The organism is Streptomyces sp. NPDC001848 (genome assembly GCF_042891915.1).
GTDB lineage: Bacteria > Actinomycetota > Actinomycetes > Streptomycetales > Streptomycetaceae > Streptomyces.
This window is the reverse complement of record NZ_JBIATP010000007.1, coordinates 41398-65295: the sequence shown is the minus strand read 5'-3', so window position 1 is coordinate 65295 and position 23898 is coordinate 41398. Positions and strand designations below refer to the sequence as shown.

The window sequence follows — 23898 nt, the reverse complement described above, 5'->3', positions numbered from 1 at the left end:
CTATCGCGCTCTCAACGTACCTGTCCCCAGGACCCCGACCCCTTGCTGTCACTCATAGTAAACCCATGTATACGCACAGTGGCTAGGGGTCTGGCGGAACCAATCGGGAAGAGCGCGTGCCGGTTTGACGTACCCAGGCGCCGGACCGGCGAACCGTCCGGATACAGGGTCACACGAGTACCGGCCCCGGGTCACACGAGTACATGATCGACGAAGCACCAGCGCCAGTTCTCACCCGGTTCGAAAGTGCGCATCACCGGATGCCCGCTGGCCTCGTGGTGCGCCGTGGCGTGCCGCAGGGGCGAGGAGTCGCAGCAGCCTACGTGCCCGCACTCCAGACACAGGCGCAGCTGCACCGGGTGCGTACCGGTGGCGAGGCACTCCAGGCAGGTCTCGCTCTGGGGCTTGGGCTCGGGGTCCGGCAGCGAGTCGCCGTGCCTGCACTGTTTCATGATGGCCAGGTTACGACGGGTCCGCGGGAAGCGGCGCGGAAAAAGAGGGCGGGCGGAAGACGATGAACGTGGTGCCACTGCTGTTGCTGGTCGCCGGCAGCGCGGCCGTCGCCGGCGCGGCGCGCCGGACCCCGGTGCCCGCGCCGCTGCTGCTCGTCGCCGTTGGTCTCGCCGTCTCCTACCTGCCGGGGGTGCCCGGGTACACCCTCGACCCCGACATCGTCCTGCCGCTGGTGCTGCCGCCGTTGCTGTACACGGCGGCCACCGACAGCTCCTACCTGGACCTGAGGGCGCAAATGCGCCCGGTGGCCCTGTTGTCCGTCGGATACGTGCTCTTCGCGACGCTCACCGTGGGCTGGGCGGCGTACCTGATCGTGCCCGGTCTGCCGCTGACGGCGGCGCTGGTACTGGGTGCGGTGGTGGCACCGCCGGACGCGGTCGCGGCGACGGCGGTCGCCCGGCGGGTGGGCCTTCCCTCGCGGGTCACCACGATCCTGCAGGGGGAGTCGCTGGTGAACGACGCCACCGCGATCACCGCGTACAAGGTGGCACTGGCGGCGGCGGTCGGCGAAAGCGCGACCTGGACGGGCGGCGTGCGGGAGTTCCTGCTCGCGGCGGTCGGCGGGGTCGTGGTCGGTCTGCTGCTCATGGTGCCGATCCAGTGGCTGCGCACCCACCTGAAGGAGGCGCTGCTGCAGAACACGCTCTCCTTGTTGATCCCGTTCGTCGCCTACGGCGCCGCGGAATGGGTGCACGCCTCCGGTGTGCTCGCCGTGGTCGTCGTCGCCCTCTACCTCGGCTACCACAACTGGCAGGTCGACTTCGCGACCCGGCTCCAGGAAGAGGCGGTGTGGAAGATGGTCGCGTTCGTGCTGGAGTCCGCGGTGTTCGCGCTCATCGGACTGCAGCTGCCGGTCGTCCTCAGGGGGCTCGGTCCGTACGAGGGCACCCGGGCGGCCTGGTACGCGGTGGCCGTGTTCCTGGTGGTCGTCGGGTCCCGGTTCGTCTGGGTGTACCCGGCGACCTTCCTGCCGCGAGCGCTCTTCGGGCGCATCCGGGAGCGCGAGGAGAACCCGACGTGGAAGGCGCCGTTCATCATCGGCTGGGCCGGAATGCGGGGAGTGGTGTCGCTCGCCATCGCCTTCTCGATCCCGCGGACCGTGCACGGTGGCGGCCCCTTCCCCGAGCGCAATCTGGTCCTCTTCCTGACCTTCACGACCGTGATCGGCACCCTCGTGGTGCAGGGACTGAGCCTGCCCCCGATCATCCGGCTGCTTCGCCTGCCGGGACGCGACCCCCAGGCCGAGACGCTCGCGGAGGCGAACGCGCAGGCGCAGGCGTCCCGGGCCGCGGAGCAGCACCTCGACGCACTCCTTCAGGACGAGCGCAACGCGCTGCCGCCGCCGCTGGCCGACCGCCTCCGCACGGTTCTGGAGCGCCGCCGCAACGCTGTCTGGGAACGGCTGGGCTCGGTGAACCCGGTGACCGGCGAAACGGTCGACGACACCTACCGGCGGCTGTCCCGCGAGATGATCGGCGCCGAGCGGGAGGTCTTCGTCAAGCTCCGCAACCACCGCTACATCGACGACGAGATGCTTCGCACCCTGCTGCGCCGCCTGGACCTGGAGGAGGCGGCGGCGTACCGGGAGACGACATAGCCCGCCGGAGACAGGCCTCAGGGGAAGGGGCGGCCCGTGATCACGGCCGCCACCGTCGTCCCCCTCGGGAACGCCCCCTCCCGGGTCAGCGTGACCAGTCCGTACAGCAGCTTGGCGACATAGAGACGCTCCACCGGAAGGCCGTGGCGGAAGGCGAAGTCGTTCGCGAACGCATCGAGTTCGGGGGTGGTGCGGGCGTATCCGCCGAAGTGGAAGCGGTCGTCGAGGGACCAGGCGCCGCGGCAGGCGCCGAAGGCGCGGGTCTGCAGGGCGGTCACCTCGGCGGTCAGGAAGCCGCCCTTCAGAACGGGGATGCCCAGGGCCCGCCGGCCGGGGGCCAGGCCGGCCGCGAGGCCCGCCAGCGTGCCGCCGGTGCCGCAGGCCACGGCGACCACGTCCGCCCGGTCGCCGAGCTCCTCGCCGAGCGCGCGGCAGCCCCGCACGGCGAGGGAGTTGCTGCCGCCCTCCGGTACGACGTACGCCTCCTCGGCGTCCGCCGCGCGCAGGATGCCGGTCAGCGTCTCCGGCTCCGTCTTGTGGCGATACGTCGACCTGTCGACGAAGTGCAGTCGCATGCCGTCGGCCGCACACCGGGCCAGCGAGGGGTTGAGCGGGAGGTCGGCCAGCTCCTCGCCGCGGACCACACCGATCGTCTCCAGCCCCAGCAGCCGGCCCGCCGCGGCCGTGGCCCGCAGATGGTTGGAGTACGCGCCGCCGAAGGTGAGCAGGGGGCGGCCGGCCGCGGCCCGCAGGTTGGGGGCGAGCTTGCGCCACTTGTTGCCGACCAGATCCGGGTGGATCAGGTCGTCGCGCTTGAGTAGCAGCCGCACGCCGTACCGCTCGAACCGCTCGTCCACGACCTCCCGCAGCGGCGACGGCAGGCGCGGGCCCAGCGCGGTCGCCGGATCGGGCGTTTCGCGGTCATCTCGAGCGTCAGGGCTGGTCACCCCGCCATTGTCGGACACCTGCCGGCGGCGAGGACCGCTCGGAAACGCGCTCCAGTGCCCAGGCCCACGTTGATCCATTCCCGCTCTTTCGTGTAATGGTGTGACCACGCGGAGTGATGGAAGGCTTGTTCCCGCAGATCAGATGCATGACCGGGAGGGGCATCACCAATGTCGGTAGGCGAAGAGGTCCGCGCGGAGGAGAACAGGCCGCAGCAGAGCCTCGGCACCGCGGCGGCGCGGAACCTGGCCACCACCACCAAGTCCGCACCCCAGATGCAGGAGATCAGCTCACGGTGGCTGCTGCGCACGCTGCCGTGGGTGGACGTACAGGGCGGTACCTACCGGGTGAACCGCCGCCTGACCTACGCGGTGGGCGACGGCCGTGTGACCTTCGTGAAGACCGGCGACCAGGTCGCGGTCATCCCCGCGGAGCTGGGCGAGCTGCCCGCCCTGCGCGCGTACGACGACCTGGACGTGCTCGGTGAACTCGCCCAGCGCTGCCAGCAGCGCAGGTTCGCACCAGGGGACGTGCTCGCCGAGTTCGGCAGTCAGGCCGACGAGGTGTTCCTCCTCGCGCACGGCAAGGTGGAGAAGATCGGCACAGGCCCCTACGGGGACGACGCGGTGCTCGGCGTCCTCGCCGACGGCGCCTACTTCGGCGACCAGGCGCTCCTCGACCCGGACGCCATCTGGGAGTACACGGCCCGCGCGGTCACCACCTGCACGGTGCTCGCCCTGCCCCGCCGGGACGTCGACCAGATCGCGGAGCGGGCCCAGTCGCTGCGCGACCACCTCCAGCGGCAGCGCTCGATCCCCGCCCAGCGCACCAACAAGTACGGCGAGAAGACGATCGACCTCGCCGCCGGCCACACCGGCGAGCCGAACATCCCGCACACCTTCGTCGACTACGAGGCCTCGCCCCGCGAGTACGAACTGAGCATCGCCCAGACCGTACTCCGCATCCACACCCGCGTGGCCGACCTCTACAACCAGCCGATGAACCAGACCGAGCACCAGCTGCGGCTGACGGTCGAGGCACTGAAGGAACGCCAGGAGCACGAACTCATCAACAACCCCGACTTCGGGCTCCTGCACAACTGCGAGTACGACCAGCGGCTGCAGCCGCACGACGGCGTGCCGAGCCCCGACGACATGGACGAGCTGCTCAGCAGGCGGCGCGGCACCAAGCTGTTCCTCGCCCATCCGCGTGCGATCTCCGCGTTCGGCCGCGAACTCAACAAGCGTGGACTCGTCCCTGAGACGATCGACATCGCGGGCAACCGCATCCCCACCTGGCGCGGGGTGCCGATCTACCCGTGCAACAAGATCCCGGTCACCGAGGCCCGAACGACCTCGATCATCGCCGTGCGTACCGGAGAGGAGGACCAGGGCGTCATCGGACTCCGCCAGTCCGGTATCCCCGACGAGATCGAACCGAGCCTGTCGGTGCGGTTCATGGGCATCAACGAGCAGGCGATCATCAGCTATCTGGTGACGGCGTACTACTCGGCCGCCGTCCTGGTCCCGGACGCGCTGGGGGTCCTGGAGAACGTCGAGATCGGCCGCTGGAGGTGATGCTCTTCCCCGGCTCGTCCGCCTACGGGGCGCGCCCAGCCGAGACTGAGGGGCGGCACCCCGTGTTCCGCCCGTCACCGTGGGTAGATCCCCCGGGTAAGTGCCCGGTGGCAGCGGAAGCACCACCGTCCGCAGAATCTACGAGGCGGTTCCATGGGTGAGTTCATGACGGAGCCGAAGCGGGGCCCCGCCGTCGCGCGGCGCGGCCCGGCCGGCATCCCGAGGCGGCGTGACCCGCTCCCTGGCCGGTCGGCACCGCCCGACGGACGCGAGGCCGCGGCGATCCTGGAGCGTGCTCGCGCCGCGGTCGACCCGGAGCTGCGCCGGGCCGTCGACTCGCTGCCCGGCTCCATGCGCCGGATCGCGCGCTACCACTTCGGCTGGGAGCACGCGGACGGCACCCCGGCGAACGGCAACGCGGGCAAGGCGATACGACCCGCGTTGGTGCTGACCGCCGTCCGGGCCCTCGGTGGGCAGGAGACAGCAGCCGTGGGGGCCGCCGCCGCGGTGGAACTGGTCCACAACTTCACATTGCTGCACGACGACGTGATGGACCGGGACACCACCCGCAGGCATCGCCCCACCGCGTGGACCGTGTTCGGTGACGCCGACGCGATCCTCGCCGGAGACGCCCTGCAGGCGCTGGCCCTGCGCCTGCTCGCCGAGGACCCGCACCCGGCGTCGGGCGCGGCCGCCGCTCGGCTCGCGGCCTGCGTGGTCGAGCTGTGCGCCGGGCAGCATGCGGACACGGCCCTGGAGCAGCGGGGCCCCCACGAGGTCACCCTCGCGGAGGTGCTCGCCATGGCGGAGGCGAAGACGGGCGCCCTGCTCGGCTGCGCCTGCGCGCTCGGCGCGCTGTACGCGGGAGCGGACGCGGCGGACGTGGAGGCGCTGGACGCGTTCGGCCGCGAGGCGGGGCTCGCCTTCCAGCTCATCGACGATGTGATCGGCATCTGGGGTGACCCGAGCCGCACCGGCAAGCCGGCCGGTGCGGACCTCATGGCCCGCAAGAAGTCGCTGCCCGTGGTCGCCGCACTAGCCTCCGGCACCCCGGCGGCGGCCGACCTCGCCGAGCTGTACCAGGGGCCGTACCAGGAAGGAGAGCTGGAGCGCACGGTGCTCGCCGTCGAGCGGGCGGGCGGTCGTGACTGGGCGCAGTCGCAGGCGGCCGATCGGATGGGCCGGGCGATGCAGGAGCTGTCCCGCGCGGTTCCCGACCCGGAGGCGGCGGGCGGTCTGCTGGCGCTGGCCGAGTTCGTCACCCGGCGCAGCACCTGAACGGCACCATCGTTGGACCCCGGAGACCCGGGCCGCGCGGTTCCTGACCCCGCACGGTCCCGGAGGCTCCGGCCGGGGCGGCCCCCCGCACCTTCCCACAGTGTGCGGGGGCCGTCCCTTCCCACCCCGCCCCGTCCCACCCGCGCCGTCCCGGCCGATCGAGTCCCCGCTAGGCTGCAACCGCCGTACGTACAAGGTGAGTTGACGCTAAGGGGTGGGCTGATGGGCGTGGCCATTCGGGCGGCCGACGGACGCGACCGGGAACTGGTCGTCCGGCTGTTGGACGAGGCGTTCCAGGACGACCCGGTCAGCAACTGGGTCTTCCCGGGCGAGGAGTACCGCCGCAGGACGCACCCTCGGCTGATGGCCGCGTTCACCGACGCGGTGCTCGCCGAGGGACGCATCGACGTGACCGAGGACGGTACGGCGTGCGCGCTGTGGCTGTCCGTGCCCGCCGGCGACCACGCGGAAGACAGGAGTACGGCCGGGGCGGCGACCGAGGAGGGGGACGACGCGGTGCGGCTGCGCGAGGCCGTCGACCCCGAGAACGAGCGCGTGGAGCGGATCGCCCGGCTGGCGGCCGAGGCACACCCCGCGGACCGCGCCCACGAGTACCTGTGGATGATCGGCGTGGCCCCCGGACACCAGGGCGAGGGCCTGGGCACCGCGCTCATCCAGCACGTCCTCGACCGCTGCGACAGCGAGGGCCTGCCCGCCTATCTGGAGGCGAGCAGCACCCGCAGCACCCGGCTGTACGAACGCCTCGGCTTCGCCTTCACCGGACGCACCCTGGACCTCCCGGACGGCCCGCAGATGTGGCCGATGTGGCGCGAGCCGCGCTGAAAGCCGTCGAAGCGGTCCACGGCGGCCCCGGTCCCGAACCCGCGTCCGACCTACGCTGGAGGCATGGGCAGCCAGGACCCCGTCTGCCCGTCCTGCGGGCAGCCCGTCGCCACCGTCGTGCGGCGCCACAAGACGCTGGGCGCCATCGTCCCCGTATGGCGCCCCGGCCCCTGCCGGAATCCGCAGTGCCCGGCGTATGCGGCCCGGGAAACGGAGGAGACCCGGCGGAACCGGCCCGGCGAAGGTGCCGGACGAGATCGTTAGTGCGCCGGCCGGCCGCCCGTCCAGGGGTCGCGGCCCGTCAGGCAGTAGGTGCCGCCCGCAGGGTCGCGCATCACGGTCCAGTGGGTGCCGTCGGCGACGTGCGAGGCGCCGAGCCGCTCGTGCCAGGCCCGGGTCGCGGCGATGTCCGCGCATGCCAGGTCCAGGTGGGCCGCGGCCGGGCGGTCGGTGCCGAGGCGTTGCAGCAGGATACGGATCGGCAGGCCGGCGGGCGGCGCGACCACGTGGAACTCCGGCAGGGAACCGGGACGCGACTCCCAGCCGGTGAGCTCGCTCCAGAAGGCGACCTCGGCGTCGAACATGGGCGGGGCCAGGTCGAGGCACACCTGGTCGAGTCGGCAGGCTGCGCCGTCGGGGCCCTCGACCACCGGCGGCCGAACGGACTCACCGTGCCAGGGCACCGCGCAGAACAGCAGGCCGCCGGGGGAGCGCAGGACGGACCAGCCGGGATGGTCGGCGACGACGTCCGCGCCTAGCCGACGTGCCGCCGCCACGAGCGCGGGCACGTCCTGCACCGCGAGATCGAGATGCGCGCCGCCGCCCGCGCGCACGGCCTGCGCCTTCACACAGGCATCACCCGACCCCGGCAGCAGCGTCAGGAACTCGCCGTCCTCACCCCGGGGTTCGGACGGCTTGGTGTCCGTGACGGCGGTCCAGAAGTCGCAGGCCCGGCCGAATTCCTCGGCGGGTCGGTCGACGAAGGCGTATGTCCAGCGGATCGGTTCGCTCATCGGGCCCTCCGGCGCTCCATGAAGCGCAGCAGGTTGCCCGCCGGGTCACGGAAGGCGCAGTCCCGTACACCGTACGGCTGGTCCATGGGCTCCTGGAGCACCTCCGCGCCGGACGCCTGGACGCGCGCGAACAGGGCATCGCAGTCCTCGGTGGAGAAGATGACGCCGCGCAGGATGCCCTTGGCGAGCAGCTCCGCCATCGCCCGGCGGTCGGCGGGGGAGGCGTCGGGGTTCGCCGCCGGGGGTTCCAGCACGATCTCCACGTCCGGCTGAAGCGGTGAGCCGACCGTCACCCAGCGCATCCCCTCGAAGCCGACGTCGTTGTGCACCTCCAGGCCGAGGACGTCGCGGTAGAAGGCGAGCGCCTTGTCGTGGTCGTCGACGGCGATGAAGCACTGGGCGAGTTTCAGGTCCATGGGGCCAGGCTAGAGCTGCTCCCGGGGATCTGTGCGGGTGTCGCCCGGCCGACCCCGGCGCGGGCGTGTCAGCCCCTTCGCCACGCACGGCGGTATCGCCGCCCCCTGCTCGTGCGACCGCGCCCGGTAGGCGCTCGGAGTCTCGCCGACCAGCTCCGTGAACCGTGAGCTGAAGGACCCCAGCGAGGTGCAGCCCACGGCGATGCAGACCTCCGTCACGGTCAGGTCGCCGCGCCGCAGCAGCGCCTTGGCCCGCTCGATACGGCGGGTCATGAGGTAGCTGTACGGCGTCTCCCCGTACGCCTTGCGGAAGCTGCGCTGGAAGTGCCCCGGCGACATCAGCGCGGTGCGGGCCAGCGCCGGTATGTCCAGCGGCTCGGCATACTCACGGTCCATCCGGTCGCGCGCCCGCCGCAGCCGGACCAGGTCCTCCAGATCCACGCCGTCAGCATCGCACGGGCCACTGACAACGGAAGCCTCCGAGGGTGGATCCGGGTGGCCCGGCCGGCCGGGGCGGGCCCGACGCCGGGGCGGGCCCGATCGTGCCGCCTCGCCGGCCGGGGCGGGCCCGACGCCGGGGCGGGCCCGATCGTGCCGCCTCGCCGGCCGGGGAAATTCACGGGTCCTCGGGCCCGGGCCGGTGCCACGATGTCCGCATGGACCCGCACCCGCCGCCCGCCCTCGCCACGGCCCTCGATCAGGCGCGCCGGCTCGTCCACAGCCGTTACCCGGGTGCCGTCTCCGCCGTGCTCGGTGGTTCCACGGCGCGGGGACGGGCGACCGCGACGAGTGATCTGGACATCGTCCTGCTCCTCCCGGACGGGGAGGTCACCCGCCGGGAGACGCTCCGTCACGAAGGGCGGGTGACGGAGGTGTTCGCGCACACCCGTGCCGACCTGGACGAGATCTTCGCCGCGGACCGGGCGAGCCGCCGCGGGACCATGCTGTTCCTCTACGCCGAGTCGGTTTCCGTCCACGACCCCCACGGGCACGCGGCGACCCTCCGCGCCGAGGCGCGCGCCCAGGTGGCGGCGGGGCCCGACCCCCTGACGCGCAAGGAGCGCGACGACACCCGCTACGGGCTCACCGATCTGCTGGACGACCTGGCCGACGTCCGCGACCGCCACGAGCAACTGGTCATCGCGGACCAGGTGCTGACGACCGCGTCCGCCCTGCTGACGGACCACCACCGCGCCTGGAGGGGCAACGGCAAGTGGCTCCCGCGCCGCCTGATGGCCGCCGACCCCGTCCTCGGTGGCGCTCTCCTGCGGGCGCACCTCACGCTCGCCGAACACGCCGACTGCGCCCCGCTGACCGCGATCGGATACGAGATCCTCGACCTCGTGGGCGGCCCTTTGAGGGAGGGCCACTCGGGCCTGTGGGCCGAGCGCGGTGAGAACGGGGGATGAGCGCCGTTCGTGCTGGACCGACGACACGCGACGGGGCCCGGCCGCTTGTTCCGGCCGGGCCCCGTCGGTCGAGGCCGGACCCGCGAGGGTGCACCGCTCGCCGGTCGGTCGTGGCAAAAGGCCGGGTCAGGCCTTCTTGGTCTCCCAGAAGATCTTGTCGATCTGGGCGATGTAGTCCAGCGCCTTCTGGCCCGTCGCCGGGTCCGTCGAGCCCTTGGCGGCCGAGAGGGCCTTCAGGGTGTCGTTGACCAGCTGGTGCAGCTCCGGGTACTTCTCGAAGTGCGGGGCCTTGAAGTAGTCGCTCCACAGCACCGACACGTGGTGCTTGGCGAGCTCGGCGCGCTGCTCCTTGATGGTGGTGGCGCGCGCCTGGAAGTGCGGGTCGTCGTTGGCGGCCATCTTCTCCTGGATGGCCTTCACCGACTCCGCCTCGATGCGGGCCTGGGCCGGGTCGTAGACACCACAGGGGAGGTCGCAGTGGGCGCTGACCTTGACCTTCGGGGCAAACAGGCGGGAGAGCATGAAGCTGTCCTTCCTCGTGATCGTCATCTCAGGTGGGACATTACTCCGTGGGGGACCGGTTTTGGCGAGTGCCCCCATGGGCTTACGCCAAAAGTCCAGGGTGAGACTGGGACTGGTGGAGGAACGGACCGGGGAGGTGCCGGATGATGCCGGAGCTGTCACAGGAGACCGAGCGCACGAGGGCCCTGCTGCCGCTGGGGGTGGCGGAGGTGACGGGGCCGTCCATGGTGCCCACGCTCCAGCACGGGGACCGGCTGCTCCTGCAGTACGGGGCCCGGGTGCGGCCCGGTGACGTCATCGTCCTGCGCCACCCCTTCCAGCAGGACCTGTTGGTCGTCAAGCGTGCCGTGGAGCTGCGCGAGGGCGGCTGGTGGGTGCTCGGCGACAATCCGTACGCGGGTGGGGACAGCACCGACTATGGCACCGTCCCCGAGGAACTCGTCCTCGGGAAGGTGTGGTTCCGTTACCGTCCGCCCCGGGACGATCAGCGCTCGGCGTTCGCGCGGCTGCGTTGGGCGCTCTCCGCCGCCCGGCCCGTGCTGTCCGACCGGTCCGCCCCCAGGCGCTTGCGGGCCCGGTAGGCGGCCACGTTCGCGCGGGTCGCGCAGCGGTCCGAGCAGTAGCGCCGGGAGCGGTTCGTGGAGGTGTCGAGGTAGGCGTTGCGGCAGGGGGCGGCCTCGCACACGCCCAGGCGGTCCACGCCGTACTCGGTGAGGTGGAAGGCGAGCCCCATCGCGGCGATGGCCGCGTAGCCCGCGGTCGCGTTCGACGGGTGGTCGGCGAGGTGCATGTGCCACAGGGGGCGGCCGTCGTCGTCCCGGTGGTCGTGCCCGGAGATCTGCGGGCTCACCGGGAATTCGAGGAGCAGGGAGTTCAGCAGGTCCACGGCGAGCGTCTCGTCGCCCCGGTCCGCCGCTTCGAAGACCGCGCGCAGCCGGGCCCGGACCGAGCGGAAGCGGGTCACATCGGCGTCGGTGGCACGGCGGGCCGCCGACTGGTTGCCCCCGAAGAGGTCGCGAACGGCCGCCACCGAGGTGAGCGAGTCCTTGCCCCGGGCCGGTTCCTCGCTGTTCACGAGACGTACGGCATAGTCCGAGTAATAGGCCAGTTCCACTTGTAGTCCTTACGGAGGCGCTCTATCGTCGTGGGTGCGTTGCGTAACAGATGAACCTGCGTCCAGGGTATTACGCGGTTCTGCGAAGAAGGGGGCTTCCGATGGACACGACGACCGGATCCACGACGGGCACCGACTGGCGGGCATGGCAGCAGAGCTGGGACCGCCAGCAGGAGTGGTACATGCCCGACCGCGAGGAACGCTTCCGGATCATGCTCGACATGGTCGAGGCGTTCGTGGGCACCGAACCCCGTGTGCTCGACCTCGCGTGCGGCACCGGCAGCATCACCGCCCGGCTCCTCGCCCGCTTCCCGAAGGCCACCAGCACCGGCGTCGACCTCGACCCGGCCCTGCTCACCATCGCCCGCGGCACGTTCCAGGGCGACGACCGCGTCACGTTCGTCGAGGCCGACCTCAAGGACCCCGACTGGCCGGCGCGTCTGCCGTACGACGCGTACGACGCCGTCCTCACCGCCACGGCCCTCCACTGGCTGCGCAACGAGCCCCTGGAGGCCCTCTACGGCCGGATCGCGGAACTCGTCCGCTACGACGGCGTCTTCATGAACGCCGATCACATGATCGACGACACCACACCCCGGATCAACGCCGCCGAAAGCGCCCAGCGGCACGCCCGTATGGATCAGGCCATGCGCGAGGGAGCCCTCGACTGGGCCGAGTGGTGGGCGCTGGCCGCCAAGGACCCCGTCCTCGCCGCGCCCACCGCCCGCCGCTTCGAGATCTACGGCGCCCACGCAGACGGCGACATGCCCTCCGCCGCCTGGCACGCGCGCGTACTGCGCGAGAAGGGCTTCGCCGAGGCTCGCCCGGTGTGGTGCTCACCGTCGGACACGCTGCTGCTGGCCCTCAAGTAGGGCCCGGGAGAGAAGAGTCGAGGGCGGTACGGGGAGCCCGTACCGCCCTGTGTGCGTTGACCCGTCAGAGGACCTTCGACAGGAAGGACTTCGTCCGCTCGTGCTGGGGGTTCGTCAGGACCTCACGCGGGTGGCCGGACTCGACCACCACACCGTCGTCCATGAAGACCAGGCTGTCGCCGACCTCACGGGCGAACCCCATCTCGTGCGTCACCACGACCATCGTCATACCGGACTCGGCCAGATCCCGCATGACGTCCAGGACGTCGCCGACCAGCTCCGGGTCCAGTGCCGAGGTCGGCTCGTCGAACAGCATCAGCTTCGGATCCATCGCGAGCGCGCGGGCGATCGCCACGCGCTGCTGCTGGCCGCCGGAGAGCTGGGAGGGGTAGTGCCCGGCCCGGTCGGCCAGCCCCACCCGGTCCAGCAGCTGCATGGCGCGCTCCTTGGCCTCCGCCTTGTTCACGCCCTTGACCTGGACCGGCGCCTCGATGACGTTCTCCAGGGCGGTCATGTGGGGGAACAGGTTGAAGCGCTGGAAGACCATGCCGATGTCCCGGCGCTTCATCGCCACCTCGCGGTCGCGCAGCTCGTACAGCTTGTCGCCCTGCTGCCGGTAGCCGACCAGCTCGCCGTCCACGTACAGCCGCCCGGCGTTGATCTTCTCCAGGTGGTTGATGCACCGCAGGAAGGTCGACTTGCCGGAACCGGAGGGACCGATGAGGCAGAACACCTCGCCGGCCTTCACCTCGAGGTCGATGCCCCTGAGGACCTCCACCTGGCCGAACGACTTGTGGACGCCCTCGGCCTTGACCATCGGCACGGACGGGTTCCCGTCGGCGGGGACCGCGTCGGTCCCGGTGAGCTTCTCGGTCATGCCATGCCTCCCTTCGGGCGGCCGATGGACAGCATGTTGGCCTTCACCTTCTGCCACGGCGTCGGCGGCAGCTGGCGGCTGGAGCCGCGCGCGTAGTACCGCTCGATGTAGTACTGCCCGACGCTCAGGACCGAGGTCATGATCAGGTACCAGGCGGCGGCGAGGAAGTACATCTCCACCGGGGCGCCGGACGTCTGGCCGATGTCCTGGGCGTAGCGGAACAGTTCGGGGAACTGGACGGCCGCCACCAGCGAGGTCGTCTTCAGCATGTTGATCACTTCGTTGCCCGTCGGCGGCACGATCACACGCATCGCCTGCGGGATGATGATCCGGCGCAGCGTCTTGCCGTGGCTCATGCCCAGCGCGTGCGCCGCCTCGGTCTGCCCCTCGTCGACGGCGAGCAGGCCGGCCCGGCAGATCTCCGCCATGTACGCCGCCTCGTTCAGACCGAGGCCGAGCAGCGCCGTCAGCAGCGGCGTCATGAAGTTCGACCAGTAGTCCTTGTAGAAGGGCATGAGGTTGATGTACTCGAAGACCAGGCCCAGGTTGAACCAGAGGAACAGCTGGACCAGGACCGGGGTGCCGCGGAAGAACCAGATGTAGAACCAGGCGACGGACGAGGTCACCGGGTTCTTCGACAGGCGCATCACCGCGAGGATGATTCCGCCCACGATGCCGATGAGCATGGACAGGACGGTCAGCAAGAGGGTCTTGCCGACGCCCGTCATGATGCGGTGGTCGAAGAAGTAGTCCGGTACCGCGTGCCAGTTGATCCTGCCCTGGCCGAACGCGTAGATGATCGCGACGAGGAGCGCGATCGCGATGAGGGCGGAGAGGTACCGCCCGTAGTGCCGGACCGGGATGGCCTTGATGGCCTCCGCTCCGGCCGGGGGCGTGTCCTGGGGGTCCGCCGTCTTGTCGATGTCAACAGTCACGGGTGATGCCTTTCAGTGGCCGCTGCGGTGCGGTCACTTTCCGCCGTTGATGACGGACTCCTTCACGGCACCGTCCTGGGCGCCCCACTTCTCCAGGATCTTCTCGTACTCGCCGCTCTTGATGACCGCGTTCATCGCGGCCTGCAGTGCGTCGCGCAGCTGCGTGTTCTCCTTGGAGACCGCGATGCCGTACGGGGCCGCCTCGACCTGGTCGCCGACGAGCTGGAAGTCCTTGCCGCCACCCGAGGTCTTCACCGCGTACGCCGCCACCGGGAAGTCGGAGGACGCCGCGTCCGCGCCGCCCGAGCGCAGCCGGGTCTGGGACTGCTGGTCGTCGTCGAAGGCCTCGATGGTGATCTTCTTGCCGCTCGGACACTTCTTGGTCTCGCTCTTGGCGAGGTCTTCCGAGACGGTGCCGCGCTCGACCGCGAGCTTCTTGCCACACAGGTCCGACCACGTCGAGATGCCCCCGGTGTCACCCTTGCGGGTGTAGATGGAGACACCCGCGGTCAGGTAGTCGACGAAGTCGACGCCCTCGCCGACCTTCTTGCCGGTGTCGGGGTCGACACCCTGCTGGCGGCTCTTGTTGTCGGTCATCGCGGACATGGCGATGTCGTAGCGCTTCGAGCGGATGCCCGTGAGCAGGGCGTCGAACGTGCCGTTCTGGAACTCGAACTTCACACCGAGCTGCTTGCCCATCGCGTCCGCGAGATCGGGGTCCAGGCCGACCGTCTTTCCGGAGCCGTCCTTGAACTCCACCGGCGCGTACGCGATGTCCGAGCCGACCTTGATGACACCGGCCTGGCGGATCTGCGCGGGGAGCTTGCCGGCCAGCGGAGCCGAGGCCGAGGCGCTGCTCGAGCCGCTGCCGTTCTGGCTCTTCGTCTGGTCGCCGCAACCGGCCAGCACCAGGGTGCCCGCGACCGCGATGGCGCCGACCGCGGCTGTCCGGGAGCGCGTGGCGGTCGTACGACGGGTGGAGCGTGCGGTCATGGTGGGTTCCTCCGGCGGAGTGGGTTGGTGCCGACGGGGCCGACGAGTACACACACCTTCGGGTGTCGCGACCTCGTGTGATTGAGGCATCTTGCCAGTCGGACAGCGGCAATCAGGTGACCCGCTATGTCAAAATCGGATAACGGGTGACCCCCGAACCGCCTCGGACGGCCGATTCCGGCCGCACCTTGTGCTGGAATCATTCCTTCCGGCCGGAAGATCTTCGGTGCATCTCACCATGCGGTCGGTCTCACGCCCGCGCGCGTGATCGTGTGAGGACCTGCCGTGGACTTGTCCACATTTTTGGCCATGAGTCATCTCACCGGCGTGTGACCTTCGCTTTATGGACTCGTCCCGGACACCATCCGTCCGGTAAGAAGGTGCGTTACACCCCTCATCCGGGGCTCAGGGCGCGTGTGCGGCGCGCCCGTCGCGTATGTGCCCTTACGCACCAGTCACGTGGGTCGTACGCGGTGCCCGCCCACCCCTCAACCAGGAGTGGTCACCCTCAAACCATGCAGATCTAAGGGGTACGAGACAGTGGCAGCGGAGATCGTCAACTCGCGCAGCGCCAGCAATGCGGATCAGGACGGCGGGGCCGAGCCCCACGATGCCTTCGATCCGGTGTTCGCGCTGCACCGCGGCGGCAAGATGGCCGTGCAGGCCACCGTGCCGGTCCGCGACAAGGACGACCTGTCCCTGGCGTACACGCCCGGCGTCGCCCGGGTGTGCACGGCCATCGCGGAGCAGCCGGAGCTGGTCCACGACTACACATGGAAGTCGTCGGTCGTCGCCGTGGTGACCGACGGCACGGCGGTGCTGGGGCTCGGTGACATCGGCCCCGAGGCCTCCCTCCCGGTGATGGAGGGCAAGGCGATCCTGTTCAAGCAGTTCGGCGGTGTGGACGCGGTGCCGATCGCGCTGGACTGCACGGACGTGGACGAGATCGTCGACACCGTGGCCCGGCTCGCGCCCTCCTTCGGGGGCGTCAACCTGGAGGACATCTCGGCGCCGCGGTGCTTCGAGATCGAGCGCCGGCTCCAGGAGCGGCTGGACATCCCGGTCTTCCACGACGACCAGCACGGTACGGCCGTGGTGACCCTGGCCGCCCTGCGCAACGCGGCGCGGCTGACCGGGAAGGGGCTCGGCGATCTGCGGGCCGTCATCTCGGGTGCCGGCGCGGCAGGCTTCGCCATCGCGAAGATGCTGGTCGAGGCCGGGATCGGCGATGTCGCGGTCGCCGACCGCAAGGGGGTCGTCTCGCGGGAGCGGGACGATCTGACGCCGGTGAAGCGGGAGCTCGCCGAGTTCACCAACAAGGCGGGGCTTTCGGGGTCTCTGGAGCACGCCCTGGAGGGCGCGGACGTCTTCATCGGGGTCTCCGGCGGCACCGTGTCGGAGGACGCCGTGGCGTCGATGGCGGAGGGGGCCTTCGTCTTCGCGATGGCCAACCCGAACCCGGAGGTGCACCCGGACGTCGCACACAAGTACGCGTCCGTGGTGGCGACGGGCCGCTCCGACTTCCCGAACCAGATCAACAACGTGCTGGCGTTCCCCGGCATCTTCGCCGGAGCGCTCCAGGTGCGGGCGTCCCGTATCACGGAGGGGATGAAGATCGCGGCGGCGGAGGCGCTGGCGGGGGTCGTCGGGGACGATCTCGCTGCGGACTATGTCATTCCGTCGCCGTTCGATGAGCGGGTGGCGCCGGCGGTGACGGCGGCGGTGGCGGCGGCAGCTCGGGCCGAAGGGGTTGCGCGGCGCTAGTGCCGGGCCGGGCGGGCGGGAACGTGCACCGTCCGCCCGGTCTTGTTGTGTGCCCCAGCGGAACGACTGCCCGCAGCTGCGGGCAAGGTTGCCGCAGCTGCGTACGCCCGCGCCCGACGGGACACGCGTCACAGTCGACCCTGGTTCCGTGACACCCCGGCGGAGCCTAACCTCAAGGTCATGTTCGCTGCCTACGCCGCCCGCATCGACCGTGACAACCCCCTCTCCGGCCTCGAGTTGGGAGAGCGTCCCGCCCCCGAGTCGCGACCTGGCTGGACGACCGTGAACGTCAAGGCCGCCTCCCTCAACCACCATGACCTCTGGTCCCTCAGGGGCGTCGGGCTCTCCGAGGACAAGCTCCCCATGATCCTCGGCTGCGACGCGGCCGGTGTCGACGAGGACGGCAACGAGGTGGTCCTCCACTCCGTCATCGGCCAGACCGGCCACGGCGTCGGCCCCGACGAGCCCCGCTCCATCCTCACCGAGCGCTACCAGGGCACCTTCGCCGAACAGGTCTCCGTCCCGACCTGGAACCTCCTGCCCAAGCCGAAGGAGCTCTCCTTCGAGGAGGCCGCCTGCCTCCCCACCGCGTGGCTGACGGCCTACCGGATGCTGTTCACCAACGCCGGTGTGCGCCCGGGTGACTCCGTTCTCGTCCAGGGCGCGGGCGGAGGCGTCGCGACCGCCGCGATCGTGCTCGGCAAGGCGGCCGGCCTCAGGGTCTTCGCCACCAGCCGGGACGAGGCCAAGCGCAAGCGGGCCGTGGAACTGGGCGCCGTGGAGGCGCTGGAGTCCGGGGCCCGGCTGCCGCAGCGCGTGGACGCCGTCATCGAGACCGTCGGTGCCGCCACCTGGTCCCACTCCGTCAAGTCCCTGCGTCCCGGCGGCACCCTCGTCATCTCGGGTGCCACCAGCGGTGACCGCCCTTCCCACGCCGAACTCACCCGCATCTTCTTCCTCGAACTGAAGGTCGTCGGCTCCACCATGGGTTCCAAGGACGAACTGGAGGACCTGCTCTCCTTCTGCGCCGCCACCGGCGTACGCCCCGTCATCGACGAGGTGCTTCCCCTCGACCGGGCCCGTGAGGGCTTCCAACGCCTCGAATCCGGAGACCAGTTCGGGAAGATCGTGCTGACCTCCGACTGACGGCGCCTTGCTCCACCGCCCCATGGCGGGTCCGGAATTCGCTCCGGGCCCGCCACGGGTATCTTTGCGGCCGAGCTGTCAACTAGAGTTGACAAGCCTCGGCGTGTCAACCTATGTTGACAGCATGACCGAAGCAACGGATCTCGCCGAACGCGCAGGCGACCGTGATCCACGAGTCGGGCTGCGAGCCGTCGCCGCGCTGCGCAGGCTGCTGGAGCAGTTGGAGGCGGTGCAGGTGCGCAGCGCGCGCAACCAGGGCTGGTCGTGGCAGGAGATCGCCGCGGAACTCGGAGTCAGCAGGCAGGCCGTGCACAAGAAGTACGGGAGGCAGTGATGTTCGAGTGGTTCACCCAGGACGCCCGCGCGGTGGTCACCGGCGCCGTCGCGCACTGCGAGCGCTTCGGTGAGCATCGGGTCGACGATGCCCACCTGTTGCTCGCCCTTCTCCAGAGGGAGAGCGGCCGCGCCGCGTTCGCCCTGGCGGCGCTCGGGCTCGCCGGCCGGCGTGACGCGGTCGAACAGGACCTCGCCGAGGCCCGCCGCCGCGGCGGGCTCACCCGCGCCGACGCGGACGCTCTCGCCGGGCTCGGCATCGACCTCACCGAGATCGTCTCCCGGGTCGAGGAGACCCACGGACAGGGCGCGCTGGCCGCGAGCCGTGCAGGGACAGTGCGGCGGTCCGGGCGCCGCCCGTTCACCCGGGGCGCCAAGGACGTACTCACCCGGTCCCTGCGGGCCGCCGTCGCGCATGGCGACCGGCACATCGGCGACGAGCACCTGCTTCTCGCCCTGACCGCCCGCCCCGGCGTCCCGTCCGAGGTGCTCGCCGACCATGGAGCGACCTACGCGGCCGTGGAACACCTGCTGTGGGGCGGCAGTGGCCGGGCGAAGGCCGGGTGAGCCTGCCGCCGCCGACGCTCGGCCGGTCGTGGGGAGTCCTACCCCTTCCGTGACCGCAGCGTCGCCCCGATGTGCGCCGCCGCTGTCGACAGGTGCCGGCGGGCGTCGCGCAACTGCTCCTCCGTCACCCCGTGGTCCCGGGCCGCGTCGCGGATGTCGTCACGGAAGCGGTCCAGAAGCCGGTCAAGGGCGCGGGCCGGGTCGCCCGGGAAGTCCTCGTGCGCCCAGGCCGGCTCGTACGCACCCGGGAAGTCCTCGGGGGTCGTCGAGTACTCGGGCTGCTCCGCCGTCCTGGACGTACTCGCGGCCCCTGGGTGCCCGAAACCGAAGTCCTTGCCGAAGTCCTTGCCGAACTCGCCGAACTCCTTGGCCAGTTCGGCCAGACCCTCCCGTACGCCCGTCGGCCAGTCACCCCGCGCGAAGTGGTCCTGGACCTGCTCCTGCACCCGTCGCGCCATGCGCTGCAGCTCCTCCTGCGCCTGGGCGCGCGCCCGCTCCTGAGCCTCCTTGGCCTGGCGGCGCGCCCGCTGGGCCTCCTCACGGGCCCGCCGGCTCTCGTCCTTGGCGCGCCGGGCCTGCTCCTTCCACTCCTGCTTGACGCGGCGCATCTCCTCCCGGGCGGCGCGCCACGCCTCCTTCTCGGCCTGGTCGCCGTACGCCCCGTAAGCACCCTCGTGTTCCTTGGTGCCCCGGTGCGCCTCGGAGACCGCGGCCCGCATCTCCCGGCGCAGGTCGCCCGCCGCCCCCCGCACATCGGCCTGGATCTCGGCGGCCAGCTCGGCGACCGACTCGCGGATCTCCAGCTCCAGGTCGGCCAGTTCACCGCTGCGGTCGGCCAGTTCGGCACGGCCCGCGTCCGTGATCGCGTACACCTTGCGGCCGCCCTCGGTGGTGTGCGTGACCAGGCCCTCGGCCTCCAGCTTGGCCAGCCGGGGGTAGACGGTGCCGGCGGACGGTGCGTACAGCCCCTGGAAGCGCTCCTCCAGCAGCCGGATCACCTCGTATCCGTGGCGCGGTGCCTCGTCGAGGAGCTTCAGCAGGTACAGCCGCAGGCGTCCATGGGCGAAGACGGGAGGCATGTCAGAGCCCCTTCCTGGGGGACGCGTCGGCGGGTGGCGCGTCCCATGGCTCGTCCTCGGCGGGTGGGCGACGCAGCAGGGCGATGGAGCCGGAGACGGTGGTCGCCTTCAGTCGACCGCTGCCCCCGCCCAGGCGGCCCGTGATCTTCTTGGCGCCCCACTGCCCGGTGACGCGCAGGTCGTCGAAGGCGTTGGACACGGTGCCGCTCGCCGTGTTCGCCTCCACCTCGGCGTCCGCCGGGTGGGGGAGGCGGATGGCGATCTCGCCCGAGACGTTCGTCAGGTGGGCCTGGGTGGGGCCGCTCGTGGGGTCGAGGTCAAGGATGATCGAGCCGCTCACGGAGTCGGCCTTCACGGACGGGCAGGCGCCCTCGATGACGGTCAGGTCGCCCGAGACGGAGTTGAGCCGCAGCTCGCCGGTGACGCCCTGGGCCTCCACGCTGCCCGACACGGTGGTGGCGCGGACCGGGCCGGAGAGGGCGACCAGGGTCGTCGCTCCCGTGACGCTCTTGACGTCGGCGCCGCCGCCGATCCCGGAGACCAGGGCGTCGGCCCCGATCACACCCACCTCCACGCGGGTGGCGGCCGGGACGGCGAGGGAGACCACCGCGCTGCGACGCCAGCCCTTCGGGTCGAGCCACTTGAGGAAGCCCTTCCACGGCAGGTCGTCGTAGGCCACGGTGAGGGTGCCGTCCTTCTGCGTCACCGTCAGGGCGGGGCCCTCGACCTGCGAGACCTCCAGCCGTGCGGAACCCTCGTCGGTGCCCACCACGTTCACCGTCCCGTTGACGGTGCGCACATGGAGTGCCGTCACGGGGGCGTCGAAGGTGAGCTTCCTCGGCTCTGCGACGGACCATTCGGGCATGGTGCTGACCTCCTCGGCCGGTGCGGGCGGGGCCGCACGACGGGGGCGGTCGCCCCGACACTCCCGGCACGCCCCACGCTCGACTGACACGGCATATCGCGTCTTACCGTCATCACGATATATCGCGGTCGCGGGAAGTCAAGACACCCGTTCCGGTGATCAGGCACGCAGAACGGTGGGACGCCCCCCGTCCACCGGGCGCCCCACCTGCCGCTGATGCCTACTCGTCGTCCTCGTCGTCCAGCCGTGCCAGCCACGTCGCCAGCCGCTCCACCGGTACCTCGAAGTCCGGGTTCAGGTCGACGAACGTGCGGAGCTGCTCGGCGAGCCACGCGAAGGTGATCTCCTCCTCGCCGCGCCTCTTCTCCAGTTCCTCGATGCCACGGTCGGTGAAGTACACGGGTGCTCTCCTGAAGGCGCTGGGCCGGACGTACACCTCCAGGTTAAGCCGCATGGGAGGGCGCCCGATCACTTCATGCACTGCTCCGTTTCCGCACCTCGCGCCCGCCGGGAGGGGCACAATGGGGGCTCGGCGGCGGGGTGTACCGACGGGGATGCGGGGACGGGATGGAACGGAAGATCCAGGAGATCGAGCTTCCCGGCGGCGAGAAGGTGCTCGCCCGGGTCAGCGTCCTGGAGTCGCAGGAGATGCCCGGCTCGGACGAGTTCGCGTACGAGGACGTCGGCGCCCTCGACCACATGGCCGCGCGGATCGACCAGCTGAACGAACTCGTCCGCGGCGTCGGCGGTGCGGTCCTGGAGGCGGCACGCTCGGTCCGCCCCAGCGAGGTCAGCGCCACGTTCGGCGTGGAACTCGCGCTGAAGCCCGGGAAGGCCGTCGCGCTCCTCGCGGACGGTGAGGCGAAGGCGTCGCTGTCGATCACCCTCACCTGGCACGGGGACACCGCCGGCCGGCCCGCCGGCACCGCCCTGCCCGCCGCCCGGAACGCCGACGACCCGGGAGAGGCTCCCGACGGGGACCCCGCCACCGTATGACCGCGCGGAAACTCGATCTGCTCACTGCCCGGGCCACCGTGCGGATCGCCCCCGCCGCGGCGCCGGAGACCCTGTGGGGCAGCGGGTTCTTCGTGGCGCCCGGCTGGGTGCTGACCTGCGCCCACGTCCTGCCGCTGGGCCGGGGGCCGGAACACGTGGGAGACCTGTGGGTGCACGGCCACGGACCGGGCGCCCCGGCCCGGCTCGCCTACTGCCTGGGCGGCGGAACCGACCCGGAGCAGGACCTGGCCCTCATACGGTTGCGCGAGGAGATCGACCACGTCTGCGTACGGCTCACCGACCACTACGACCCCCCGCTGGCCGTCACCGCGTTCGGCTGGCGCGCACCGGGCCACGGCACCCCCCAGCGTTGGCAGGGACACAGCGAGTGCAACGGCAGGGACGGCGCCTACGGACTGACCATCGCACCCGCGACGGAGATTCCTCACGGTGCGTCCGGTGGCCCGCTCCTCGACCGTGAGCGTGGCGTCGTCGCGGGGATCGTCAAGGCCCGCCGAAAGGACAAGGACGGAGGGCTCGCCGTCGCCGCGGGCGCCCTGCGCGGACTGCGCGACGCACGGCCCGTCGGCGGGGCGGGCGAACTGGGCGACGACCCGTACGCGGCCCTGATCCGCGCCCACGACCGCTGGCACCACGACACGACGGGCCCGCGCGGTTGGGTCCGCGCCCAGGAGGAGATGCACGCGCAGGCCGACCGGCAGCCGTGGCGACCCGCGGACGGCGCCGCGGCTGCCGCGCTGCTCGCCGACCTGCCGCCGCCCGCATCACCGGCCGCCCTCCAGCGGCTCATCACCCATGTGCTGGGGGAGGAGCCGCTGTGGGAGGACGAACTGGCCCCGCGTGACTGGCGCGACGGCCACGGCTGGCTCCACGACCGTGCCGAGGGCACCGACATCCTCTCGCTCCACTATCTGCGTGCCGTGGCCCATGTCTGCCGGCGGCCCGCCGAGCGGGCGGCCACGGCGCTGGAGGCCTGGGTGGAGAAACGGGCCGGACGGCTGCCGCCGCACATAGGACGGCTGGTCACGGGGATGGACATGTCCGCCTACTCCCCGGACGCGTTCTTCGGCGGCGAGCCGTCCCCCGCCTCGCACCCGTCCTCCGCCGGACATCTGTCCTCCGCCGGGCACGTATCCCCTGCCGGGCACGGGTCCCCTGCCGGGCACGTGTCCTCCGCCGGGCACGGGTCCCCTGCCGGGCACGTGTCCGCGGCCGGGCACGTGTCCGCGGCCGGGCACGGGTCCCCTGCCGGGCACGGGTCCCCTGCCGGGCACGTGTCCCCTGCCGGGCACGTGTCCCCTGCCGGGCACGTGTCCGCGGCCGGACATCCGGGCCCCGGCACGGCAGCGGCCCACGCGTCCGTTCGGCCCGCCGCCGACGAGGAAGGCCCCGTGGTGGCCGTCGAGCTGGAGCCGGACGCCTACGCCCCACGCGACGCGTTCCACTGGCGCATCTGGTCCTGGTACGGCGACGCCGGCACCGTACGGGCACTGGACGAGAGCCCTCCGGACGGGCCCACACCGCTCGCCGGGCTGCCGTACGCGCTGGACGGGCCGCTGCGTCGGGCGTTCGGGCAGTTCGACGCGGGCGAGCGTCGAGCCCGCCTCGAACTGGCGCTGCCTGTCGAGTACTTCGACCTGGACGTCCACCTGTGGCGGCCCCCGGTCGCCAGCGGCCTGCTGCCACACCCCGCGGAACGTCCCTTCGGGGTGCACCGGCAGGTCGTGCTGCGCTGCCTCAAACGACGGGGCGAGCCCGTCGACGTGTGGCGCGAGCGCTGGCGGGGCGTCACGGAGGGCGGCCTGAAGGCCCTGCCGGTGCCCTCGCCCGCGTACGCCAGGGACGTCCTCCACACGGGGCCGCAGGGCGCGGTGCCCGTGCTGTGCCGCCCGCCGGACGAGAGCCGGGACACGCTCACCGAGGCGATCGGCGCCGGATACGGTGTCGTCCTGTGGAGTCTGCGCGCCGAGCACACGCACGGCTGCGGTCCGCGCTGCGAGGAACTGCACGAGGGGGCCGCATGGTTGCTCGGCAGGACCGAGCGCGCCGCCGCGCTGCCCGAGCAGCTTCGCGTACTGCGCGAACGCGTCAGCCAGGCCGATCGGACGGCGGCATGGGCGGAACACCTCGCGCTCCTCTACGACGATCCCGGTCGCCCCATCCCCGACCTCGACGATCTGCCGGTCGAGTCGCCCTCGTGAACGCCGACGCAAGGAGTAAGTC

Annotated in this window: 26 protein-coding genes; 13 read left to right on the top strand and 13 right to left on the bottom strand. The window is 71.4% G+C overall.

The window, feature by feature from the left end:
* Window positions 1-191: 191 nt before the first annotated feature.
* Entirely contained in the window at window positions 192-452 is a 261-nt protein-coding gene (locus ACFYZJ_RS15805) for a UBP-type zinc finger domain-containing protein (RefSeq protein WP_388567784.1), read from the bottom strand.
* Window positions 453-514: 62 nt separating this feature from the next.
* On the opposite strand from ACFYZJ_RS15805, the gene ACFYZJ_RS15800 reads away from it, so the two are divergent.
* Window positions 515-2110, top strand: coding sequence for a Na+/H+ antiporter (locus ACFYZJ_RS15800; RefSeq protein WP_388567781.1), 1596 nt, complete (start codon window positions 515-517; stop codon window positions 2108-2110).
* 17 nt (window positions 2111-2127) lie between these two features.
* Here the strand turns inward: ACFYZJ_RS15800 and ACFYZJ_RS15795 are convergent, their stop codons facing one another.
* Window positions 2128-3057 carry a 1-aminocyclopropane-1-carboxylate deaminase/D-cysteine desulfhydrase gene (locus tag ACFYZJ_RS15795; protein ID WP_388567778.1) on the bottom strand — a complete coding sequence of 310 codons (930 nt, stop codon included), beginning with the start codon at window positions 3055-3057 and terminating at the stop codon, window positions 2128-2130.
* Window positions 3058-3225: 168 nt separating this feature from the next.
* On the opposite strand from ACFYZJ_RS15795, the gene ACFYZJ_RS15790 reads away from it, so the two are divergent.
* The 3 genes from ACFYZJ_RS15790 to ACFYZJ_RS15780 all read left to right on the top strand — a co-directional run bounded on the left by ACFYZJ_RS15790 (window position 3226) and on the right by ACFYZJ_RS15780 (window position 6753).
* The gene (locus ACFYZJ_RS15790) at window positions 3226-4632 is read left to right on the top strand and encodes a family 2B encapsulin nanocompartment shell protein (RefSeq protein WP_388567775.1); all 1407 of its coding nucleotides are present in this window, start codon (window positions 3226-3228) and stop codon (window positions 4630-4632) included.
* 153 nt (window positions 4633-4785) lie between these two features.
* On the top strand, window positions 4786-5910 hold the full coding sequence (locus tag ACFYZJ_RS15785) for a family 2 encapsulin nanocompartment cargo protein polyprenyl transferase (RefSeq protein WP_388567772.1): 1125 nt from the start codon (window positions 4786-4788) through the stop codon (window positions 5908-5910).
* 222 nt (window positions 5911-6132) lie between these two features.
* Window positions 6133-6753: a GNAT family N-acetyltransferase gene (locus ACFYZJ_RS15780; RefSeq protein ID WP_388567769.1), complete on the top strand. Its 621-nt coding sequence runs from the start codon at window positions 6133-6135 to the stop codon at window positions 6751-6753.
* 260 nt (window positions 6754-7013) lie between these two features.
* On the opposite strand, the gene ACFYZJ_RS15775 is transcribed toward ACFYZJ_RS15780, so the two are convergent.
* The 3 genes from ACFYZJ_RS15775 to ACFYZJ_RS15765 are packed head-to-tail and all read right to left on the bottom strand — an operon-like array spanning window position 7014 to window position 8623.
* A complete protein-coding gene (locus ACFYZJ_RS15775) occupies window positions 7014-7766 on the bottom strand; it encodes a VOC family protein (protein ID WP_388567766.1) in 753 nt (250 codons plus the stop codon).
* A complete protein-coding gene (locus tag ACFYZJ_RS15770) occupies window positions 7763-8182 on the bottom strand; it encodes a VOC family protein (RefSeq protein ID WP_388567763.1) in 420 nt (139 codons plus the stop codon). The genes ACFYZJ_RS15775 and ACFYZJ_RS15770 overlap by 4 nt, the downstream gene beginning before the upstream one ends.
* 9 nt (window positions 8183-8191) lie before the next feature.
* The gene (locus ACFYZJ_RS15765) at window positions 8192-8623 is read right to left on the bottom strand and encodes a helix-turn-helix transcriptional regulator (RefSeq protein WP_388567760.1); all 432 of its coding nucleotides are present in this window, start codon (window positions 8621-8623) and stop codon (window positions 8192-8194) included.
* A gap of 215 nt (window positions 8624-8838) precedes the next feature.
* On the opposite strand from ACFYZJ_RS15765, the gene ACFYZJ_RS15760 reads away from it, so the two are divergent.
* Window positions 8839-9591, top strand: a complete 753-nt coding sequence (locus ACFYZJ_RS15760; RefSeq protein WP_388567757.1) for a nucleotidyltransferase domain-containing protein — start codon at window positions 8839-8841, stop codon at window positions 9589-9591.
* A 126-nt stretch (window positions 9592-9717) separates the two neighbouring features.
* On the opposite strand, the gene sodN is transcribed toward ACFYZJ_RS15760, so the two are convergent.
* Window positions 9718-10113, bottom strand: a complete 396-nt coding sequence (gene sodN / locus ACFYZJ_RS15755) for a superoxide dismutase, Ni (protein WP_103839348.1) — start codon at window positions 10111-10113, stop codon at window positions 9718-9720.
* Between the two features lie 146 nt (window positions 10114-10259).
* On the opposite strand from sodN, the gene sodX reads away from it, so the two are divergent.
* Window positions 10260-10694 (top strand): nickel-type superoxide dismutase maturation protease, encoded by a 435-nt coding sequence (gene sodX / locus ACFYZJ_RS15750; RefSeq protein WP_388568578.1) that lies wholly within the window; start codon window positions 10260-10262, stop codon window positions 10692-10694.
* Here sodX and ACFYZJ_RS15745 read toward each other — a convergent pair.
* Window positions 10598-11227, bottom strand: a complete 630-nt coding sequence (locus tag ACFYZJ_RS15745; protein ID WP_388567754.1) for a CGNR zinc finger domain-containing protein — start codon at window positions 11225-11227, stop codon at window positions 10598-10600. The genes sodX and ACFYZJ_RS15745 overlap by 97 nt on opposite strands.
* Window positions 11228-11328: 101 nt before the next feature.
* On the opposite strand from ACFYZJ_RS15745, the gene ACFYZJ_RS15740 reads away from it, so the two are divergent.
* Window positions 11329-12099, top strand: coding sequence for a class I SAM-dependent methyltransferase (locus ACFYZJ_RS15740; protein WP_388567752.1), 771 nt, complete (start codon window positions 11329-11331; stop codon window positions 12097-12099).
* A gap of 64 nt (window positions 12100-12163) precedes the next feature.
* On the opposite strand, the gene ACFYZJ_RS15735 is transcribed toward ACFYZJ_RS15740, so the two are convergent.
* The 3 genes from ACFYZJ_RS15735 to ACFYZJ_RS15725 are packed head-to-tail and all read right to left on the bottom strand — an operon-like array spanning window position 12164 to window position 14904.
* Complete coding sequence (locus ACFYZJ_RS15735; protein ID WP_388568576.1) at window positions 12164-12916, bottom strand: amino acid ABC transporter ATP-binding protein; 753 nt, start codon at window positions 12914-12916, stop codon at window positions 12164-12166.
* A gap of 56 nt (window positions 12917-12972) precedes the next feature.
* The gene (locus ACFYZJ_RS15730; RefSeq protein ID WP_366023604.1) at window positions 12973-13911 is read right to left on the bottom strand and encodes an amino acid ABC transporter permease; all 939 of its coding nucleotides are present in this window, start codon (window positions 13909-13911) and stop codon (window positions 12973-12975) included.
* A gap of 33 nt (window positions 13912-13944) precedes the next feature.
* On the bottom strand, window positions 13945-14904 hold the full coding sequence (locus tag ACFYZJ_RS15725; RefSeq protein ID WP_388567749.1) for an ABC transporter substrate-binding protein: 960 nt from the start codon (window positions 14902-14904) through the stop codon (window positions 13945-13947).
* 540 nt (window positions 14905-15444) lie between these two features.
* Between ACFYZJ_RS15725 and ACFYZJ_RS15720 the strand changes: the two genes are divergently transcribed.
* The 4 genes from ACFYZJ_RS15720 to ACFYZJ_RS15705 all read left to right on the top strand — a co-directional run bounded on the left by ACFYZJ_RS15720 (window position 15445) and on the right by ACFYZJ_RS15705 (window position 18714).
* Window positions 15445-16668: an NADP-dependent malic enzyme gene (locus ACFYZJ_RS15720; RefSeq protein WP_388567746.1), complete on the top strand. Its 1224-nt coding sequence runs from the start codon at window positions 15445-15447 to the stop codon at window positions 16666-16668.
* Between the two features lie 180 nt (window positions 16669-16848).
* Window positions 16849-17814 carry a zinc-binding dehydrogenase gene (locus tag ACFYZJ_RS15715; protein ID WP_388567744.1) on the top strand — a complete coding sequence of 322 codons (966 nt, stop codon included), beginning with the start codon at window positions 16849-16851 and terminating at the stop codon, window positions 17812-17814.
* Window positions 17815-17938: 124 nt separating this feature from the next.
* A complete protein-coding gene (locus tag ACFYZJ_RS15710) occupies window positions 17939-18148 on the top strand; it encodes a helix-turn-helix domain-containing protein (RefSeq protein ID WP_018571396.1) in 210 nt (69 codons plus the stop codon).
* Window positions 18148-18714: a Clp protease N-terminal domain-containing protein gene (locus ACFYZJ_RS15705; protein ID WP_388567740.1), complete on the top strand. Its 567-nt coding sequence runs from the start codon at window positions 18148-18150 to the stop codon at window positions 18712-18714. Before ACFYZJ_RS15710 ends, ACFYZJ_RS15705 begins: the two co-directional genes overlap by 1 nt.
* 38 nt (window positions 18715-18752) lie before the next feature.
* Here ACFYZJ_RS15705 and ACFYZJ_RS15700 read toward each other — a convergent pair whose 3' ends face one another.
* The 3 genes from ACFYZJ_RS15700 to ACFYZJ_RS15690 all read right to left on the bottom strand — a co-directional run bounded on the left by ACFYZJ_RS15700 (window position 18753) and on the right by ACFYZJ_RS15690 (window position 21058).
* Window positions 18753-19793, bottom strand: a complete 1041-nt coding sequence (locus ACFYZJ_RS15700) for a helix-turn-helix transcriptional regulator (RefSeq protein WP_388567737.1) — start codon at window positions 19791-19793, stop codon at window positions 18753-18755.
* A 1-nt stretch (window position 19794) separates the two neighbouring features.
* Window positions 19795-20658 carry a DUF4097 domain-containing protein gene (locus tag ACFYZJ_RS15695; RefSeq protein ID WP_388567734.1) on the bottom strand — a complete coding sequence of 288 codons (864 nt, stop codon included), beginning with the start codon at window positions 20656-20658 and terminating at the stop codon, window positions 19795-19797.
* A 220-nt stretch (window positions 20659-20878) separates the two neighbouring features.
* Complete coding sequence (locus ACFYZJ_RS15690) at window positions 20879-21058, bottom strand: DUF6104 family protein (protein WP_355893411.1); 180 nt, start codon at window positions 21056-21058, stop codon at window positions 20879-20881.
* A 167-nt stretch (window positions 21059-21225) separates the two neighbouring features.
* Between ACFYZJ_RS15690 and ACFYZJ_RS15685 the strand changes: the two genes are divergently transcribed.
* Window positions 21226-21654 (top strand): CU044_2847 family protein, encoded by a 429-nt coding sequence (locus tag ACFYZJ_RS15685; RefSeq protein ID WP_388567731.1) that lies wholly within the window; start codon window positions 21226-21228, stop codon window positions 21652-21654.
* Window positions 21651-23876, top strand: coding sequence for a trypsin-like peptidase domain-containing protein (locus ACFYZJ_RS15680; protein ID WP_388567728.1), 2226 nt, complete (start codon window positions 21651-21653; stop codon window positions 23874-23876). The genes ACFYZJ_RS15685 and ACFYZJ_RS15680 overlap by 4 nt, the downstream gene beginning before the upstream one ends.
* Window positions 23877-23898: the final 22 nt, after the last annotated feature.